The following is a 16,763-nucleotide window of genomic DNA, read 5'->3' as shown; positions in this document are numbered from 1 at the left end:
GCGCGGCCCGCGCCCCGGCGCCCGCCGTGCCCCACCGCACCTCCACGTCACCCTTGCCCTGAAAGAGGAACACCCATGTCTTCGACCACCGTCGACGAGGTCGAGGAGCCGTCCGGCTCCTTCACCTCCCACGACACCCCACCGAAGCGGCTCGGCCTCGCGCTCTTCGTCATCTGCGCCGCGCAGCTGATGATCGTGCTCGACGGCACGATCGTGAACATCGCCCTGCCCCACATCGAGCGCGACCTCGGCTTCAGCCAGGCGAACCTGCAGTGGGTCATCACCATCTACACCCTCGCCTTTGGTGGGGTGCTGCTGCTCGGTGGCCGCCTCGGCGACCTCTACGGCCGCCGGCGCATGTTCGTCTGGGGCGTCGCGCTGTTCACGCTCGCCTCGCTCGTCGCGGGCGTCGCCCAGAACGAGGCGATGATGCTCGCCGCCCGCGCCGTGCAGGGCCTCGGCGGCGCGCTCGCCGCGCCGAACGCGCTCGCGCTCATCACGACGACGTTCCCGGCCGGCAAGGAGCGCAACAAGGCCATGGGTGTGTTCGCCGCCATGTCCGGCGCCGGCGCCGCGATCGGCCTCATCCTCGGTGGCGCGCTGACCGAGATCGACTGGCGCTGGAACTTCTTCATCAACCTGCCGATCGGCATCGTCGTCGCGTTCTTCGCCCAGCGCATCCTCACCGAGTCCGAGGACGGCCGCGGCTCGCTCGACGTGCCCGGCGCGATCACCTCGATCGTCGGCCTCTCGGCGCTCGTCTACGGCCTGACCCACGCGGCGAGCACGTCCTGGGGCGACACGACCACCGTCGCCTACCTCGCCGTCGGCGTCGTCCTGCTCGTGGCCTTCGTCGTCATCGAGACGCGCGTCGCGCACCCGCTCCTGCCGATGCGCATCCCCGGCGACCGCACGCGCGGCACGTCGTACTTCGTCATGCTCATCGTCGGCGCCGGCATGTTCGCGATGTTCTACTTCCTCGGCATCTACATCCAGACGATCCTCGGCTACTCCGCCCTCAAGACCGGCCTGGCCTTCCTGCCGTTCTCGGTCGGCATCGTCGTGGCCGCGCAGGTCGCCTCGTTCCTCATCTCGCGCGTCGACCCGCGCTGGATCTCCGGCGCGGGCGCCGGCTTCGCCGCGGTCGGCATGTGGGGCTTCACGCACCTGACGCCACAGAGCACGTATGCCGCCAACCTCCTGCCGTGGATCGTCGTCCTCGCCTTCGGCCTGGGCCTCATCTTCGTGCCGCTCACCCTCACTGCGGTGCACGGCGTGGCTCACGAGGACTCGTCGGTGGCCTCGGCCGTGCTCAACACGATGCAGCAGGTCGGCGGCACGCTCGGCCTCGCGACCCTGAGCACGATCTTCGTGAACAACCTCAACGACAAGGTCGCCGAGCTGACGGCAAGGCTGCCGCAGGGTGGTCCCGCACCGAGCAAGGAGGCCGTGGCGGCGGCGCAGCAGGCGATCGCCCACGAGGCCTTCACGTACGGCGCGAGCCGGGCCTACCTCGTCGCGGCGATCATGATCGCCGTCGGCGGCGTCGTGACGCTGCTCTTCCTCACGGTGCGCCACCGCGAGCTGGCGTCCGACGGGGCCGCCCCCGCCCACATGGGCTGACCCGCTCGCTTCACCCGTCTCTCAACCGTCGAGTGGCCACTCTTCGCGACCTCGGTCGCCTCGAGTGGCCATTCTTCGTCCCAGGGCAGTGACCTCTCGACCGGGGCGGACCCGCAAGGAGTGGCCTCTCGACAGTCAGTGGGGGCCCGGCTGGACGGTGAGCCAGGGGACGTCCCAGCCGCCGAGACGCAGCGTCCGGCTGGTGAACGCCGCCTCGTCGAGGTCGACGACGCGCCCGATCGACGGCTCGTAGACCACGAGCCCCGCGGCGGCGGCCCCGGCCGCCGGGAGCACGAGCACGACGTGGCGCGGGGCCCAGGCGTTGCCGACGTAGAGCAACGCGGGGGCGCCCGGCCGCACCCGGGTGCGGAGGGCGGCATACTCCCGCGCCAGCCCCGCCGGGCCGCGCGTGCGCAGCCAGCCCACGCCGTAGGGCGTGCCGGGGTCGGCGGCGCCGTGCTCGAGCTCGCGGCGGGCGCCCCACGGCGGCGTGCCGAGGGCGCGGGGCCAGGGCAGCTGTGGCCGGGAGCCCGCGCCGAGGACGGCGTTCGTGCGCGCGGCGACGACCTGCTCGTAGGCCGCGAAGCGTCCGGTCGGCGTCCCCGGGTCGCGGGGGTCGGCGACGACGCCGAGCGGGTGGACGCCGTCACGCACCCAGCGCGCGAGCGCGGGGTCGCGCAGCATCCGGGCGACCGCCAGCGACGCGGAGCCGCACGTCGTGCTCGTCTGCTGCACCGGCGCGCTGTCGCCGGCGACGAGGCGGAAGGGCTGGGCCACGGGTCAGGCTGCCTTCACCCGAAGCAGTGGGCGCGCCTGCGGTTCAGGCGGATTCCTTGCGCGGTCGCTTGGCGCGGGGCTCGGCCTCGCGGCGTACGATCGTGGGGTTGACGTTGTCGAGCACGACCTCGCGGGTCACGACGACCCGGGCGATCTCGTCGTCGCTGGGCACGTCGAACATGACAGGGAGGAGGACCTCCTCCATGATGGCGCGCAGGCCTCGGGCACCGGTGCCGCGCAGCAGGGCCTGGTCGGCCACGGCCGCGATGGCCTCGTCGGTGAACTCGAGGTCGACGCCGTCGATCTCGAACATCCGCTGGTACTGCTTGACGAGCGCGTTGCGCGGCACGGTGAGGATGTTGACGAGCGCCTGCTGGTCGAGCGGCGCGAGGGTCGTCAGCACGGGCAGGCGGCCGATGAACTCGGGGATGAGCCCGAACTTCAGCAGGTCCTCCGGCATGACGTCGGAGAAGCTGTCGGCGAGCTCCTTCGGGTTGTGCAGGGGCTGGCCGAAGCCGAGGCCCTTGCGGCCCGCGCGTGACTCGATGATCTTCTCGAGGCCGGCGAAGGCACCACCGACGATGAAGAGCACGTTCGTCGTGTCGATCTGGATGAACTCCTGGTGCGGGTGCTTGCGCCCGCCCTGCGGGGGCACCGAGGCGGTCGTGCCCTCGAGGATCTTGAGCAGCGCCTGCTGCACGCCCTCGCCCGAGACGTCACGGGTGATCGACGGGTTCTCGCTCTTGCGGGCGATCTTGTCGACCTCGTCGATGTAGATGATGCCCGTCTCGGCCTTCTTGACGTCGTAGTCGGCGGCCTGGATGAGCTTGAGGAGGATGTTCTCGACGTCCTCGCCGACGTAGCCGGCCTCCGTCAGGGCCGTCGCGTCGGCGATGGCGAAGGGGACGTTGAGCATCTTCGCGAGGGTCTGCGCGAGGTAGGTCTTGCCCGAGCCGGTGGGGCCGATGAGCAGGATGTTCGACTTGGCGATGTCGACCTGGTCGTCGTCGCGCTTGGCGGCCTCGCCGGCCTGGATGCGCTTGTAGTGGTTGTAGACGGCCACGGCCAGCGACTTCTTGGCGACGTCCTGGCCGATGACGTAGTTCTCGAGGAAGTCGAAGATCTCACGCGGCTTGGGCAGGTGGTCGAGGCCCAGCTCGCTGCTCTCGGCGAGCTCCTCCTCGATGATCTCGTTGCAGAGGTCGATGCACTCGTCGCAGATGTAGACGCCCGGCCCGGCGATCAGCTTCTTGACCTGCTTCTGGCTCTTCCCGCAGAAAGAGCACTTGAGCAGGTCCCCGCCTTCTCCGATGCGTGCCACCGATTCGCTCCTGGTCCGTTCGCGCCGAACGCGAGGTGCACTCGGCCGGCCCCGGTCGTGGGGCCGACTCCATTAGACGACGGAGCAGGCCGCCACCGCTCGCGCAACGCCGTTTGTCCGCTGATGGCGGACAAACGACGACCGTGTCACTTGAACGACGTTCCAGTCGAGTTGTCCTCTCCCGCACCGCCCCCGGGGCGGCGCGGGTGGGGCGGGCGCGGCCCCGAGGTCTGGCGGCGCCCCACGACGAGGCCGAGTACGACGGCGAGGGCGAGACCACCCACCGTGACCCCGACGAGCCCCAGGAGGGCGATGGTCAGCATGCCGAGCGGGCTCGCCCACCACGACCACCGCTGCGCCACCTCCGGCACCGCGGCGCCCGGCACCGACCCGTCGTCGAGGGGGGCCGCCGCGGGCCCGGCCGCCGCGGCCATGGCGGCGGCGTCGGCCGCGCCGGCCGGGGCCACGTCCTGGCAGCCGCCGGCCCGCAGCCCGCCGCCGACCACGTCGAGCGCGAAGACGTAGGAGCCGCCCGCAGTCACGTCCTCGTGCGAGTACTGCGTGGCGAGGACGTGGGCGCTGCGCGGCGCGCTCCCCCGGTGCACGGCGTCGACCTGGACGGTCCAGACGACGTCGTGCGGGCTCTGGGCGCCGCCCGGGTCGTCGACGCCGGTGAGCCGGCCGGCGAGGACGACGTCGGAGTCGGCCACGACCTGGGCCGGGCTCCGGCCGGCGCACGACGCGGAGGCGGCCGGGGCCGTGACCCCGAGGCCGAGCGCGGCCAGCCCGGCGACCGCGGCGACGCGAACGGCATACGCCCTCATGGGCCGAGCGTACGGGCCGCCCGGAGCGGGCCCGGCCTCGGTGAGCCACCCGTGGCTGGATCGTTGCGGTCGACCCGGCCCGGACGCCACCACGACCCAGCCATGGCTGGATTCTCGCGGGCGCACGGCGGCTGCGGGCGCATCACCCGGGGTCGCGCAGGTCGCCCGGCAGGCTCGGGAAGTGGCGGCGCCACTCGTCCCGGAGCGCGGGCACCGGCAGGCCCCGGTCGCGCATGGCGGCGCAGACGCGGTGGAGGGTGGCGGGCGGGCGACGTCAGTCGGCGGTCAGGTCGCGCACCACGGCGACGTACTGCTCCTGCGCGTCCTCGGGCGAGGTGCCGGCCAGCTTCGCCCAGGCGTCGTGCTTGGCCCGCCCCACGGGGTTGGTGAAACCGGGCCGCGAGCCCGTCACGTCACCGGCGGTCGCCTGCTTGAAGAGGCCGTAGAGCCTCAGCTTCACGTCGTTGCCCGGGTCGCGGGTCAGCCCCTTGACCGCCTCGACCGCCTGCTCGAACTCCGCGCTCGCCATGCCACACCTCCACCGATCGACTGCTGCCGTCAGCCCATCCAAGCAGGTGTGCCGCAGGGCCGGGTCCCAGTGGAACCCGGCCCTGCGGCATACGTGCTCGGAACGACGAGCGGCGGCTCAGCTCTCGAGCGAGGCCTTGCGCGAGGCGAGCACCTCGTCGATGAGGCCATACTCTTTGGCGTCCTCGGCCGAGAGGATCTTGTCGCGCTCGATGTCGGTGCGGACCTGCTCCGAGGTGCGACCCGTGTGGTGCGCGAGGGTGTCCTCGAGCCAGGTGCGCATGCGCAGCACCTCGTTGGCCTGGATCTCGATGTCCGAGGCCTGGCCGTAGTCGCCGCCCGAGAGCGCCGGCTGGTGGATGAGGATGCGCGCGTTCGGCAGGGCGAAGCGCTTGCCCGGCGCACCGGCGCCGAGGAGCACCGCGGCGGCCGAGGCGGCCTGGCCGATGACGAACGTCTGGATGTCGGGCCGGACGAACTGCATCGTGTCGTAGATCGCCGTCATGGCGGTGAACGAGCCACCCGGGCTGTTGATGTACATGAGGATGTCGCGGTCGGGGTCGAGCGACTCCAGCACGAGCAGCTGGGCGATGATGTCGTCGGCCGACGCGTCGTCGACCTGCACGCCGAGGAAGATGATGCGGTCCTCGAAGAGCTTGTTGTAGGGGTCGGACCGCTTCATGCCGTACGAGGTGCGCTCCTCGAACTGCGGCAGGATGTAGCGGCTCGACGGGCCGGGGACCGCGAGGCGGTTGGTGGGTTCGATGTTCATGTGTGTCTCCAAGTCCTGGTTCAGGCCGCCGCGGTCAGTTCTCGTCCTTGGCGTCGGCCTGGCCGACGCCCTTGCCCTCGACCGCCTGGTCGGCCCGGCTGAAGACGTGGTCGACGAAGCCGTACTCCTTGGCCTCCTCCGCGCTGAACCAGCGGTCGCGGTCGGAGTCCTTCTCGATCTGCTCGACGGTCTGGCCGGTGTGCTCGGCGATGAGCTGCGCCATCTGCTTCTTGACGTAGAGCATCTGCTCGGCCTGGATCTTGATGTCGGTGGCGGTGCCGCCGATGCCGCCCGAGGGCTGGTGCATCATGACGCGGGCGTGGGGCGTCGCGTAGCGCTTGCCCTTGGTGCCGGCCGAGAGGAGGAACTGGCCCATCGAGGCGGCCATGCCCATCGCGACGGTGGCGACGTCGTTGGGGATCCAGTTCATCGTGTCGAAGATGGCCATGCCGGCCGAGATCGACCCGCCGGGGCTGTTGATGTAGAGCCAGATGTCCTTCTCGGGGTCCTCGGCCGAGAGCAGCAGCAGCTGCGCGGCGATGGCGTTCGCGTTGTCGTCGCGCACGTCCGACCCGAGGAAGATGATCCGCTCCTTGAGCAGGCGGTTGTAGATGTGGTCGTCCAGACCACCCGGCATGCCGTTGCCGTTGGCGGAGGTCTCCGAAATCACCATGTCTCCATCGTCGAAGTGGTCCAGCCTCCCGCCACGGGATGTGGCGCCGGCTGGCTCGTCACTGACCCTAACGCCCGACCCCTCGGCCGGATTTCCCGAATCGCGCCGTGTTCGCCGTGAGCGCACAAACCTGAGCCGGTGCCACGCAACCACCCGCGTGCGCGTGGGCGGCGCGGACGCGCGACCCCGCCGCGGCCGTATGCCGTCGGCGGGGTCGGGTGTCGGGCGCGGTCAGTCGTTGAGGCCGTTGTCCTGCCCGGACTCGCCGAGGTCGGAGGTGTCGCTCGTCTCGGAGTCGCTGCTCTGGTCGGAGACCTGGTCGAACGAGCCGTTGCCGGCCGCCTGGTCGAGCGAGCGGTCGCGCGGCTCGTCGGGGGCGTTGCTGCCGTCGAGGTTGCCGCGCTCGGCGTCGTCGCCGGAGCCCTGGGCGGCCGCACTGTCCCGCTCGGGCGGGTTCGTGCCGTCGGCGTCGGTGCTGTTGACGTCGGTGTCCGCCACGTTCGCGCCCGTGTCGTCGTTGCTCATCGGTGGGGCTCCTTCTCTCGGTGCGTCTCGTCGCACGGCCACCGGCCGGCGGCTTGCCTGCGACGTACCCCGGGCGCGGTCGGCGCTACCCGGGGACGCGTGAGGCCGGCCCCCGAACGGGGACCGGCCTCACCTCTGCGAAGCGGAGCGGACGCTCAGGCGTCGGCCTTCTCGGCCGTGGCCTCGTCGGCGCCCTCGGCGGCCTCGACGACCTCGACGACCTCGTCGGCCTCGTCGGCCTCGTCGGCCTCGTCGTCACCCTCGGTGCCGGGGACGGCCTCGTTGAGGTCGACGACGTTGCCCGCGGTGTCCTTGACGGAGACCTTCTCGAGCACCGTCGCGAGCGCCTTGCGGCGGGCGACCTCGGCGACCATGGCGGGGATCTGGCCCTCCTGGTCGAGCGACTGGGCGAACTGGTTCGGGTCCATGCCGTACTGCTGCGAGCTCATGACGAGGAACTCGATGAGCTCCTGCTGCTCGACCTTGACCTCTTCCTTCTCGGCGATGGCGTCGAGCACGAGCTGGGTCTTGAGGCCCTTGCGGGTGCTCTCGCCGACCTCGGCGCGGTGCTCGTCGTCCTCGAGACGACCCTCGCCCTCGAGGTGGCTGTGCACCTCGGCCTCGACGATGCTCTCGGGGATCGGCACCTCGACCTTCTCGAGGATGGCCTCGAGGAGCTGGTCGCGGGCGGCGACGCCCTGCGCGAACTTGGCGTCGACCTCGGCCTTGGCCGTCAGGTCGGCCTTGAGCTCGTCGAGGGTGTCGAACTCCGAGGCCAGCTGGGCGAACTCGTCGTCGAGCTCGGGCAGCTCGCGCTCCTTGACCGCGGTGACGGTCACGGTGCAGTTGGCCTCCTGGCCCTCCTGGTCGCCGCCGGCGAGCGGGGCGGTGAACTGCTTGGTCTCGTCGGCCGCCATGCCGACGAGCGCCTCGTCGAGGCCCTCGAGCATGTTCTTGCTGCCGACCTCGTAGGAGACGCCGGTCACCTCGTCGATCTGCTCGCCGTCGATCTCGGCGGAGAGGTCGATGGAGACGAAGTCGCCGTCCTGCACGGCGCGGTCGACGCCCTTGAGCGTGCCGAAGCGCGCGCGCAGGTCGGTGAGGCGCTGCTCGACGGCCTCGTCCTCGACCTTGACCTCGTCGACGGTGAGCTCGATGCCACCGAAGTCGGGCAGGTCGATCTCGGGGCGCTTGTCGACCTCGGCGGTGAAGACGAAGTCCTCGCCGTCGGTGGCGGGCACCTTGAGGTCGGTGATCTCGGGCTGGCCGAGCGGGCGCACCTCGTTCTCCTCGAGGGCCTGGCCGTAGAAGGTCGGGAGGGCGTTGTTCACGGCCTCCTCGAGCACGGCGCCACGGCCGACACGCTGCTCGATGATCCGGGCCGGCACCTTGCCCTTGCGGAAGCCGGGCACCTGGATGTGCTCACCGATGTGCTTGATGGCCGCGTCGAGGCTCGGCTTGAGCTCCTCGAACGGGACCTCGACGGTCATCTTGACCCGGGTCGGGCTGAGGGTCTCGAGCGCACTCTTCACTGCGGGGTACTCCTGGGGTGGTGCCGACGTGGTCGTCGACGGTGAACGGACGGGCCAGCGCACCATGCTATAGGCCGGGGCCCGGATGGCTAAATGCGCGGATCGTCCGGGCCGTCGGTCCGCCTATGCTCGGGGCCCATGAGCACCACGCCGAGCCCCTTCGCCTCGCCCGAGCGCGCCACGCTCCGACCGATCCAGATGGTGTGCGTCGCCGTGGGCATGGGGGCACCGATGCTGAGCGCGGTGCGCATCCTCGTCGACCCGGCCGCCCCGATGCCCTCCCCCTGGGCGGTCGCGCTCGTGCTCGCCGCGCTCGTCGCCGCGGCCGTGCTCATCCGCTGGGTGGGGTATGCCGTTCCCTCCCTGCCGCTCGGCCTGCCCCGCGAGAACGCCGAGGCGACCAGCCTGCGCTACTTCACGTCGACGACGACCCTGCGCACGGCGCTCGCCGAGGCCCCGGTGCTCGTCGCGTTCGCGGCCTCGTTCCTCTTCACGCCGCACTCGTGGCTGCCGCTGCTCATCGCGCTGCCCGGCGGGTTCGCGCTCTTCTGGGTGCACGGGTGGCCCTCGCCGCGCACGGCGGCCGCGGTCGAGGCCGGTCTCGAGGCCGACGGCGCCGAGAGCCACCTCAGCGAGGCGCTCGGCTTCCGCTGAAGGTCAGTCGACGGTGCCACCGCTGCGCCAGTAGCTGCCGTCGGCCCGGTCGAGGAAGCCCTCCTCGACGAGGTAGCGGCGCAGGGCGGCCACGTCCGGGTGGAACGCCCGGAGCCGGTTGTTGACCTGCGTCTCGTCGTAGCGCTCCCCCGGCTCGAACTGCTGCGCGAGCAGGTCGAGCACGACGAGGCGCTTGCGGATCCTCGTCGGGATGCTCGTGAGCGATCCGTCGGGGGCGAGGAAGGCACGCAGGACGGCGTCGCGGTCGCGGAGGGCGTCCTGCAGGTCGGGGCGGAACATGCCGCCACCGTAGGCAGCGCCTGGACCCGGGTCCAGCGCTTTGTGGAGCGGGCGACGAGAATCGAACTCGCGTAATCAGTTTGGAAGACTGAGGCTCTACCATTGAGCTACGCCCGCGAGGAGCCGATCTGCCGGCATCCGAGGCATGAGCCTACTGGTTCGCGTCCGGCCGCTGAAATCGGCTGGCTCCGGCCGCGGTCCCGTGTCGGGCCGGCCTCGTGTCCGTTACGATTCCGACGCCACGGGGTGTGGCGCAGCTTGGTAGCGCATTGCGTTTGGGACGCAAGGGCCGCAGGTTCAAATCCTGTCACCCCGACTCGGCGAGGAGACCCGCCGGCAGCGACGACGTCGCCCCCGGCGGGCCTTCCGCTCGTCGGGGCCGCACGGTTCCTCGGCCCCCGTCAGTCAGCGGGCAGCAGGTCGAGGCGCAGCTCGTTGATCGTGCGTCCGGCTGCGATCCCCTTGGCCTCGAAGCCTGCTCCCGGTCGCCAGGCGGGACGCCCGACGCGGCGCGCCTCGAACCGCGGGTGCGCGGCAACCTGCTCGAGCGCGTGCTCGGCGTAGAAGTCCTGGTCGGTGGCGACGAGCACATGACCGCCGGGCTTCAGCACCCGGGCGAGCTCGTCGAGGTTGGACCGGCTGACGAACCGGCGCTTCGTGTGCTTCTTCTTGCGCCACGGGTCGGGGAAGAAGAGGTGCACGGCGTCGAAGGTGGCCGCGGCCACCCGCTCCTCGAGGAAGAGCACGGCGTCGCCGATCTCGACGCGCAGGTTCGGCACACCGGCCTCGTCGGCGTCGGCGAGCATTCGGGCGAGGCCCGGGGTGTGCACGTCCATGGCCACGATGTCGTGCTCGGGGAACGCGGCGGCATACGCGATGGCGGCGTGCCCGTGGCCGCAGCCGATCTCGAGGACCACGGGGGCGCTGCGCCCGAAGGCGGTGGCCGCATCGAAGGGGCCGTCCGGCAGCGACCGGGCCGGGGCAAGCCGCTCGACGCGGTCGAGGGTCAGCGTCGAGAGCCGGCCCCGGCGCACGAAGGTGCGCACCCGGGCCGGGGTGACGCCGGGCGGCAGGTCGGGCAGGTTCGTCGGGGGTCGATCGCTCACCCCGGCATCGTAGTGACGCGTGTGCCGCTCGCTCAGCCGCGCCAGATGACGACGACCGCGCGGTCGTCGCCGAGGCCGGCCGCCGCCTGGTCGCACAGGCGCTGGGCCAGGCCCTCGAAACCGGTGCGGATGAAGGACTCCGCGCGGCCGAGCATGCGGTCGACGCCGTCGACGAGGGCCTTGTCGCGTGCCTCGATGACGCCGTCGCTGTACAGCACGAGCGCGTCGCCGTGGCGGATGGTGCCCTGTTCGCGCGGGTAGTCGGCCTGCTCGATGACCCCGAGGAGCGGCCCACGACCGCCCTCGAGCATCCGCCACCGACCCGACCCGGCGGCGAACTGCACCGCCGCGGGGTGGCCGGCGTACCCGATGGTGAAGTCGCCGCTCTCGAGGTCGACGGCGACGTGCACGGCCGTGGCGAAGCCCTCGCCCCAGCGCAGGCGCAGCAGGTGGTTGTTCGCCGACTGGAGGAAGCCGCCCTGGCTCATCTCGCCGAGCAGGCCACCGAGGGCGCCGGAGAGCAGGAGCGAGCGCGTGCCCGCCTCGCGGCCCTTGCCGGAGACGTCGACGAGCGCGATCTCGAGCGTGCGCCCGTCGGTGGAGCGGCTCGCGACGACGAAGTCCCCGGCGAAGCCGTCGCCGTAGGCCGACTCCAGCGCCACCTCGGCGCCCCACGGCGTGGGCAGCGGGGGCAGCTCGCCCTGCGCGCGCAGGCGGTCGCGCATGTCGACGAGCATCGACTCACCACTGACCCCGACGACGCCGACCTGGGCGCGCGCGTGCGAGAGCCACATCATCAGCGCCATCGTCGCGACGGTGACGACCTGGGCGCCGGCGGTCGTCGTCTTCGCCGAGCCGAGGTAGGCCCCGAGGATCGCCATCGACAGGAACAGCCCGATGTAGACGACGAGCAGGTAGCGCGGCTCGAGGAAGAGCCCGGCCGCGACGACGATGAGGCCGTAGACGCCCCACGGCACCCGGTCCGGCCAGATGAAGATGCCGGCACCCGCGCAGACGCTGACGAGCACGAAGAAGGCGACGAGCACCCAGGGTGAGTGGCTCAGCGTCGGGCCGAGCATCCGCAGGCGACGGACGGGTCCGGCAGCGTAGCGCGCGCGCCGAGAGACGATGCTCTCGTTGGTGGCCACGTGCCTCCCTTGCTGGGCCTGGGGGGACCGGCCCGGAGGCGGCGTTCTCAGCGTTCTTCCGAGGCCGGCAGCGCCGGCACGTTCCCCGTCGTCTCGTACGCCGAAACCATACCCAGACGCCGACTGTGGCGCTCCTCATCGCTGAATTCCGTGGCGACGAAGGTGTCGACGATGGCCTTGGCGACGTCGTCGGGCGTGAACCGCGCGCCGATCGAGACGATGTGGGCGTCGTTGTGCTCACGCGCCAGGCCCGCGAGCTCGGCGCTCCACGCGAGCGCCGCCCGGATGCCGGCGACCTTGTTCGCGGCGATCTGCTCGCCGTTGCCCGACCCGCCGAGCACGACGCCGCGCGAGCCCGGGTCGGCCGCGACGGCCTCGGCCGCGCGCAGCACGAAGACGGGGTAGTCGTCCTGGGCGTCGTACGCGTGGGGGCCGTGGTCGACGACGTCGTGGCCGGCCTCCTGCAGGTGCGCGACGAGCGTCCGGTGGAGCTCGTACGCCGCGTGGTCGCCGCCGATGTGAATGCGCATGGTCGTCCTCGGTGTGGTGGGTGGGGTGGCGGGTCGGTCGGAGGGCGGGTCAGTCGAAGACGGGGCCCTGGGTGCGGGTCCGCTTGAGCTCGTAGAAGCCGGGGGTGCCGGCGACGAGCACGCAGCCGTCCCAGAGGCGGGCGGCCGCCTCGCCCTTCGGGGCGGGGGTGACGACGGGGCCGAAGAAGGCGACGCCCTCGACGGAGATGATCGGGGTGCCGACCTCCGTGCCGACGAGGCTGATGCCGCGCTCGTGGCTCTTTCGCAGCGCGTCGTCGTGGGTGTCGCGGTGCGCCTCCTCGGCGAGCTCCACCGGCAGGCCGACCTCCTCGAGCGCCTCGCGGACGACGACGTCGTAGTCCTTGACCTGGCCGGGGTGGATGCGGGTGCCCATGGCGTCGTAGAGCGGCTTGACCACCTGGTCGCCGTGGGCCTGCGCGGCCGCGATGACGACGCGCACCGGTCCCCACGCCGCCTTCATCATCTCCCGGTAGGAGTCGTCGAGGTCGTCACGGTCCGCGTTGAGCACGGCGAGGCTCATGACCGACCACGTCACCTCGATGTCGCGCACCTTCTCGACCTCCATGAGCCAGCGGGAGGTCATCCAGGCCCACGGGCAGATGGGGTCGAACCACATCTCGACCTGGTTCGTCGCCGTCGGGGTGCTCTCGTTCACGTCCGTCATGGCGCCATCATGGCACCCGCTGCCGGGCGGACGATGCGGTGGTGGGGCGCCCGGCGTTCCGTGCGAGGATGGCCCGCGACGGCGGCCGTCCGACCGACCCTCCGTCGTGCTCCGCATCCGTCCCCAGGAGGTCCCCTCGTGCCCGGCAAGAACCTGACCCGCGAAGAGGCGGCGAGCCGCGCAGCGATCCTGCACGTCGACGCCTACGACGTCCGTCTCGACCTCACGACGGGACCCGAGACGTTCCGGACCGTCACGACGGTGCGGTTCACGTGCTCCGACCCCGGCGCCGACTCGTTCATCGACCTCATCGCCGACTCGGCGCAGCGGATCACCCTCAACGGCACCGACCTCGACCCGGCCGAGGTCTTCGCCGACTCGCGGATCGCGCTGCCCGGCCTCGCGGCCGAGAACGAGCTGACGGTCGACGCGACCGGTCGGTACACGAACACGGGCGAGGGTCTGCACCGCTTCGTCGACCCGGTCGACAACGAGGTCTACCTCTACACGCAGTTCGAGGTGCCCGACTCGCGGCGGATGTACGCCGTCTTCGAGCAGCCCGACCTCAAGGCCGCCTTCTCGTTCACCGTGACCGCGCCGGCGCACTGGAAGGTCATCTCCAACTCCCCCACGCCCGAGCCGGAGCCGGCCGGCGTGGCCGACGGCGTCGAGGTGGCCACCTGGGCCTTCGCCCCGACGCAGCGCATCTCCTCCTACATCACGGCCCTCATCGCCGGGCCGTACGACGAGGTGCGCGACGAGGTGCAGACCCGCAAGGGCGTCGTGCCGCTCGGCGTCTTCTGCCGCAAGTCGCTGACCCAGCACCTCGACGCCGACAACATCTTCGACTGCACCAAGAAGGGCTTCGCGTTCTTCGAGGAGGAGTTCGACCAGCCGTACCCCTTCGAGAAGTACGACCAGATCTTCACGCCCGAGTACAACATGGGCGCGATGGAGAACGCCGGCGCCGTCACCTTCGTCGAGGTCTACGTCTTCCGCTCCAAGGTCTCCGAGGCCAAGATCGAGCGCCGCGCGCTGACGATCCTGCACGAGCTGGCCCACATGTGGTTCGGCAACCTCGTGACGATGAAGTGGTGGGACGACCTCTGGCTCAACGAGTCGTTCGCCGAGTGGGCGTCGACGACGTGCCAGGCCGAGGCCACGGAGTGGACGAGCGCGTGGACGACCTTCGGCACGTCCGAGAAGGCGTGGGCCTACACCCAGGACCAGCTCTCGTCGACGCACCCGATCGCCGCCGACATGCGCCACCTCGAGGACGTCGAGGTCAACTTCGACGGCATCACGTATGCCAAGGGCGCCTCCGTGCTCAAGCAGCTCGTGGCCTACGTCGGCCGCGAGCCGTTCGTGGCCGCGCTGCGCGAGTACTTCCGCAAGCACGCGTGGGGCAACACGACCCTCGCCGACCTGCTCGGTGAGCTCGAGAAGGCCTCGGGCCGCGAGCTGACCGCGTGGAGCAAGCTGTGGCTCGAGACCGCCGGCGTCAACACGCTGCGCCCCGTCTTCGAGGTCGACGCCGACGGGCGCTACAGCTCCTTCGCCATCACCCAGTCCGCGACGGCCGAGCACCCGACGCTGCGCCCGCACCGCATCGGCATCGGCCGGTACGCCGTGCGCCCGGGTGACGCGGGAGACGTGCTCGAGCGCATCGGCTACGACGAGGTCGACATCGCCGACGAGCGCACCGACCTCGCCGAGCTCGTCGGCCAGGTGCAGCCCGACCTGCTGCTGCTCAACGACGACGACCTCGCCTACGGCAAGATCCGCCTCGACGAGCGCTCGCTCGCCACGGCGCTCTCGCTCCCCCGCGGGTTCACCGACTCGCTGCCGCGCTCGCTCGTGCTCGGCGCCACGTGGGACATGACCCGCGACGGCGAGATGCCCGCGCGCGACTTCGTCCGCTTCGTGCTCGAGTCGCTGCCCGGCGAGACCGACTCGACGCTGCTCCGGGTGCTCCTCGGGCAGGCGTCGACGGCGGCCCGGCTCTACACGGCTCCCGAGCACCGTGCCGAGACGGGCGCGCTGCTCGCGACCTCGCTCCGCGCGCTGGCCGAGTCGGCCGAGGCCGGCAGCGACGCCCAGTTCCAGCTCGTCGAGGCCTGGGCCGGGGCGACGGCCGACGCCGCCGACGAGGCCCGGCTGCGCGCGCTGCTCTCCGGCGACGAGGCCCTCGAGGGGCTCACCGTCGACACCGAGCTGCGCTGGACGCTCCTCAAGGCCCTGGCCGCCCTCGGTGTCGCGTCCGACGACGAGATCGACGCCGAGCTCGACCGCGACCCGACCGCCACGGGCAAGGAGCGCGCCGCCGAGGCACGCGCCGCGCGCCCCACGGCCGAGGCCAAGGCCCAGGCGTGGGCCGACGCGGTGGAGCAGAACGTGCTCTCGAACCAGATGGTCGAGGCCGTGAGCGCCGGCTTCCGCCGCAGCACCGACCTCTCCCTCCTCGAGCCCTACGTCGAGCGGTACCACGCGATGCTCGTCGACGCGTGGGCCGAGCGCAGCGTCGCCATCGGCGAGCGGGTGGTGGGCGGCTTCTACCCGTTCTCCCTCGCGAGCGAGGAGCTCAAGGACGCCTCCGACGCGTGGCTCGCCACGCACGCGGACGCCGCTCCCGGCCTCGTGCGCACGGTGGCGGAGAACCGCGACACCGTCGCCCGCGCGCTCGTGGCCCAGGAGCGCGACCGCCGCGGCTGACCCGTGCTCGACGCCTCCGCGACCGTCCCCCTCCTCGCCCCGCGGGCGGCGGACCCCACCACCGGTCCGTCGCCCGCCACCTCGAGTCCCTCCCAGGAGCAGCCCGTGGACCTCTCGATGCCCGACGTCTCCGCCCTCACGTGGTCGGGCGTCGGCGACTGGCTCGTCGGCACCCCGCTGCTCGTCATCACCGTGCTCGTCGTCGGTGTCATCGCCCGCTTCGTGCTGCACCGGCTCATCAACCGGGTCGTCGCCACGGCGACGTCCAAGCGGGCCGAGCGGCTGACCAACCTGCCGGGCGCCGGTCGGGCGCTGCAGGCCGTCGGCGTCGCGAACACCCGGCACGTGCAGCGCACGCAGACGATGGGGGCCCTGCTCAAGAGCATCACGACGTTCGTCGTCGGCGGCATCACCGTGCTCACGGTGCTCTCCCTCGTCGGCATCCCGCTCGGGCCGATGCTCGCCTCGGCGAGCGTGGGCGGCGTCGCCCTCGCCTTCGGCGCGCAGAGCCTCGTCAAGGACTTCCTCTCCGGCGTCTTCATGATCGTCGAGGACCAGTACGGCGTGGGCGACGTCATCGACACCGGTGAGGTCATCGGCACGGTCGAGAACGTCTCGCTCCGCGTCACGCAGCTGCGCGACGCCAACGGCATGACGTGGTACGTGCGCAACGGCGAGATCATCCGGATCGGCAACAAGACGCAGGGCTGGTCCACCGCCCTCGTCGACATCCCGATCGCCTACGACCAGGACGTCGAGAAGGCCATCCGCACGATCCGCGAGGTCGTCAGCGGGCTGGACGACGACGAGGCCTGGAAGGACGTCCTCCTCGAGGAGCCGAACGTCGCGGGCGTCGAGTCGATCGCCAACGGCGCCATCACGATCCGCATCATCGCGAAGACCGTCGCGAACGAGCAGTTCGGCCTGCAGCGCGAGATGCGCGAGCGGATCAAGCTCGCCCTCGACCGCGCCGGGGTGCGCAGCCCGCAGACGCTGATGCCGCCCTACGGGGGCACGCAGCCCCAGTGACGACGCCTCTGGGAGACTGGTCCG

17 protein-coding genes and 2 tRNA genes are annotated in these 16,763 nt (G+C 71.5%); 5 read left to right on the top strand and 14 right to left on the bottom strand.

The window, feature by feature from the left end; genetic code table 11:
* The first annotated feature begins 75 nt into the window (after positions 1–75).
* On the top strand, positions 76–1,623 hold the full coding sequence (locus ABT295_RS19885) for a DHA2 family efflux MFS transporter permease subunit (RefSeq protein ID WP_352396139.1): 1,548 nt from the start codon (positions 76–78) through the stop codon (positions 1,621–1,623).
* Between the two features lie 135 nt (positions 1,624–1,758).
* Here ABT295_RS19885 and ABT295_RS19880 read toward each other — a convergent pair whose 3' ends face one another.
* The 8 genes from ABT295_RS19880 to tig all read right to left on the bottom strand — a co-directional run bounded on the left by ABT295_RS19880 (position 1,759) and on the right by tig (position 8,575).
* Positions 1,759–2,400, bottom strand: coding sequence for a hypothetical protein (locus ABT295_RS19880; protein WP_352396138.1), 642 nt, complete (start codon positions 2,398–2,400; stop codon positions 1,759–1,761).
* Between the two features lie 43 nt (positions 2,401–2,443).
* Positions 2,444–3,721, bottom strand: a complete 1,278-nt coding sequence (gene clpX, locus ABT295_RS19875; RefSeq protein ID WP_352396137.1) for an ATP-dependent Clp protease ATP-binding subunit ClpX — start codon at positions 3,719–3,721, stop codon at positions 2,444–2,446.
* A gap of 146 nt (positions 3,722–3,867) precedes the next feature.
* On the bottom strand, positions 3,868–4,545 hold the full coding sequence (locus tag ABT295_RS19870; RefSeq protein ID WP_352396136.1) for a hypothetical protein: 678 nt from the start codon (positions 4,543–4,545) through the stop codon (positions 3,868–3,870).
* 274 nt (positions 4,546–4,819) lie between these two features.
* Positions 4,820–5,074, bottom strand: coding sequence for an acyl-CoA-binding protein (locus ABT295_RS19865; RefSeq protein WP_352396135.1), 255 nt, complete (start codon positions 5,072–5,074; stop codon positions 4,820–4,822).
* 117 nt (positions 5,075–5,191) lie between these two features.
* Positions 5,192–5,845: an ATP-dependent Clp protease proteolytic subunit gene (locus tag ABT295_RS19860; RefSeq protein WP_352396134.1), complete on the bottom strand. Its 654-nt coding sequence runs from the start codon at positions 5,843–5,845 to the stop codon at positions 5,192–5,194.
* 34 nt (positions 5,846–5,879) lie between these two features.
* Positions 5,880–6,518: an ATP-dependent Clp protease proteolytic subunit gene (locus ABT295_RS19855; RefSeq protein WP_352396133.1), complete on the bottom strand. Its 639-nt coding sequence runs from the start codon at positions 6,516–6,518 to the stop codon at positions 5,880–5,882.
* 231 nt (positions 6,519–6,749) lie between these two features.
* Entirely contained in the window at positions 6,750–7,043 is a 294-nt protein-coding gene (locus ABT295_RS19850) for a hypothetical protein (protein ID WP_352396132.1), read from the bottom strand.
* Between the two features lie 155 nt (positions 7,044–7,198).
* Positions 7,199–8,575, bottom strand: coding sequence for a trigger factor (gene tig, locus ABT295_RS19845; protein WP_352396131.1), 1,377 nt, complete (start codon positions 8,573–8,575; stop codon positions 7,199–7,201).
* 138 nt (positions 8,576–8,713) lie between these two features.
* On the opposite strand from tig, the gene ABT295_RS19840 reads away from it, so the two are divergent.
* Entirely contained in the window at positions 8,714–9,229 is a 516-nt protein-coding gene (locus ABT295_RS19840) for a hypothetical protein (RefSeq protein WP_352396130.1), read from the top strand.
* A gap of 3 nt (positions 9,230–9,232) precedes the next feature.
* On the opposite strand, the gene ABT295_RS19835 is transcribed toward ABT295_RS19840, so the two are convergent.
* Positions 9,233–9,529 carry a DUF2087 domain-containing protein gene (locus ABT295_RS19835; protein WP_352396129.1) on the bottom strand — a complete coding sequence of 99 codons (297 nt, stop codon included), beginning with the start codon at positions 9,527–9,529 and terminating at the stop codon, positions 9,233–9,235.
* A 43-nt stretch (positions 9,530–9,572) separates the two neighbouring features.
* Positions 9,573–9,646 (bottom strand) — tRNA-Gly (locus ABT295_RS19830).
* 125 nt (positions 9,647–9,771) lie between these two features.
* On the opposite strand from ABT295_RS19830, the gene ABT295_RS19825 reads away from it, so the two are divergent.
* Positions 9,772–9,845, top strand: a tRNA-Pro gene (locus ABT295_RS19825).
* A gap of 85 nt (positions 9,846–9,930) precedes the next feature.
* Here ABT295_RS19825 and trmB read toward each other — a convergent pair.
* The 4 genes from trmB to ABT295_RS19805 are packed head-to-tail and all read right to left on the bottom strand — an operon-like array spanning position 9,931 to position 12,998.
* Positions 9,931–10,635 carry a tRNA (guanosine(46)-N7)-methyltransferase TrmB gene (gene trmB, locus ABT295_RS19820; protein WP_352396128.1) on the bottom strand — a complete coding sequence of 235 codons (705 nt, stop codon included), beginning with the start codon at positions 10,633–10,635 and terminating at the stop codon, positions 9,931–9,933.
* A 32-nt stretch (positions 10,636–10,667) separates the two neighbouring features.
* Positions 10,668–11,783: a PP2C family protein-serine/threonine phosphatase gene (locus ABT295_RS19815; RefSeq protein WP_352396127.1), complete on the bottom strand. Its 1,116-nt coding sequence runs from the start codon at positions 11,781–11,783 to the stop codon at positions 10,668–10,670.
* A 47-nt stretch (positions 11,784–11,830) separates the two neighbouring features.
* Entirely contained in the window at positions 11,831–12,313 is a 483-nt protein-coding gene (locus tag ABT295_RS19810; RefSeq protein ID WP_352396126.1) for a ribose-5-phosphate isomerase, read from the bottom strand.
* Between the two features lie 49 nt (positions 12,314–12,362).
* Complete coding sequence (locus tag ABT295_RS19805; protein ID WP_352396125.1) at positions 12,363–12,998, bottom strand: mycothiol-dependent nitroreductase Rv2466c family protein; 636 nt, start codon at positions 12,996–12,998, stop codon at positions 12,363–12,365.
* Between the two features lie 138 nt (positions 12,999–13,136).
* Here ABT295_RS19805 and pepN point away from each other — a divergent pair, with 138 nt between their 5' ends.
* On the top strand, positions 13,137–15,710 hold the full coding sequence (pepN, locus tag ABT295_RS19800) for an aminopeptidase N (protein ID WP_352396124.1): 2,574 nt from the start codon (positions 13,137–13,139) through the stop codon (positions 15,708–15,710).
* A gap of 105 nt (positions 15,711–15,815) precedes the next feature.
* The gene (locus ABT295_RS19795) at positions 15,816–16,739 is read left to right on the top strand and encodes a mechanosensitive ion channel family protein (protein WP_352396123.1); all 924 of its coding nucleotides are present in this window, start codon (positions 15,816–15,818) and stop codon (positions 16,737–16,739) included.
* Positions 16,740–16,763: the final 24 nt, after the last annotated feature.

The sequence above is a fragment of the Terrabacter sp. NPDC000476 genome, from assembly GCF_040300125.1.
GTDB lineage: Bacteria > Actinomycetota > Actinomycetes > Actinomycetales > Dermatophilaceae > Terrabacter.
The sequence above is the reverse complement of the archived record's forward strand: the minus strand, read 5'-3'. Positions and strand labels throughout refer to the sequence as shown.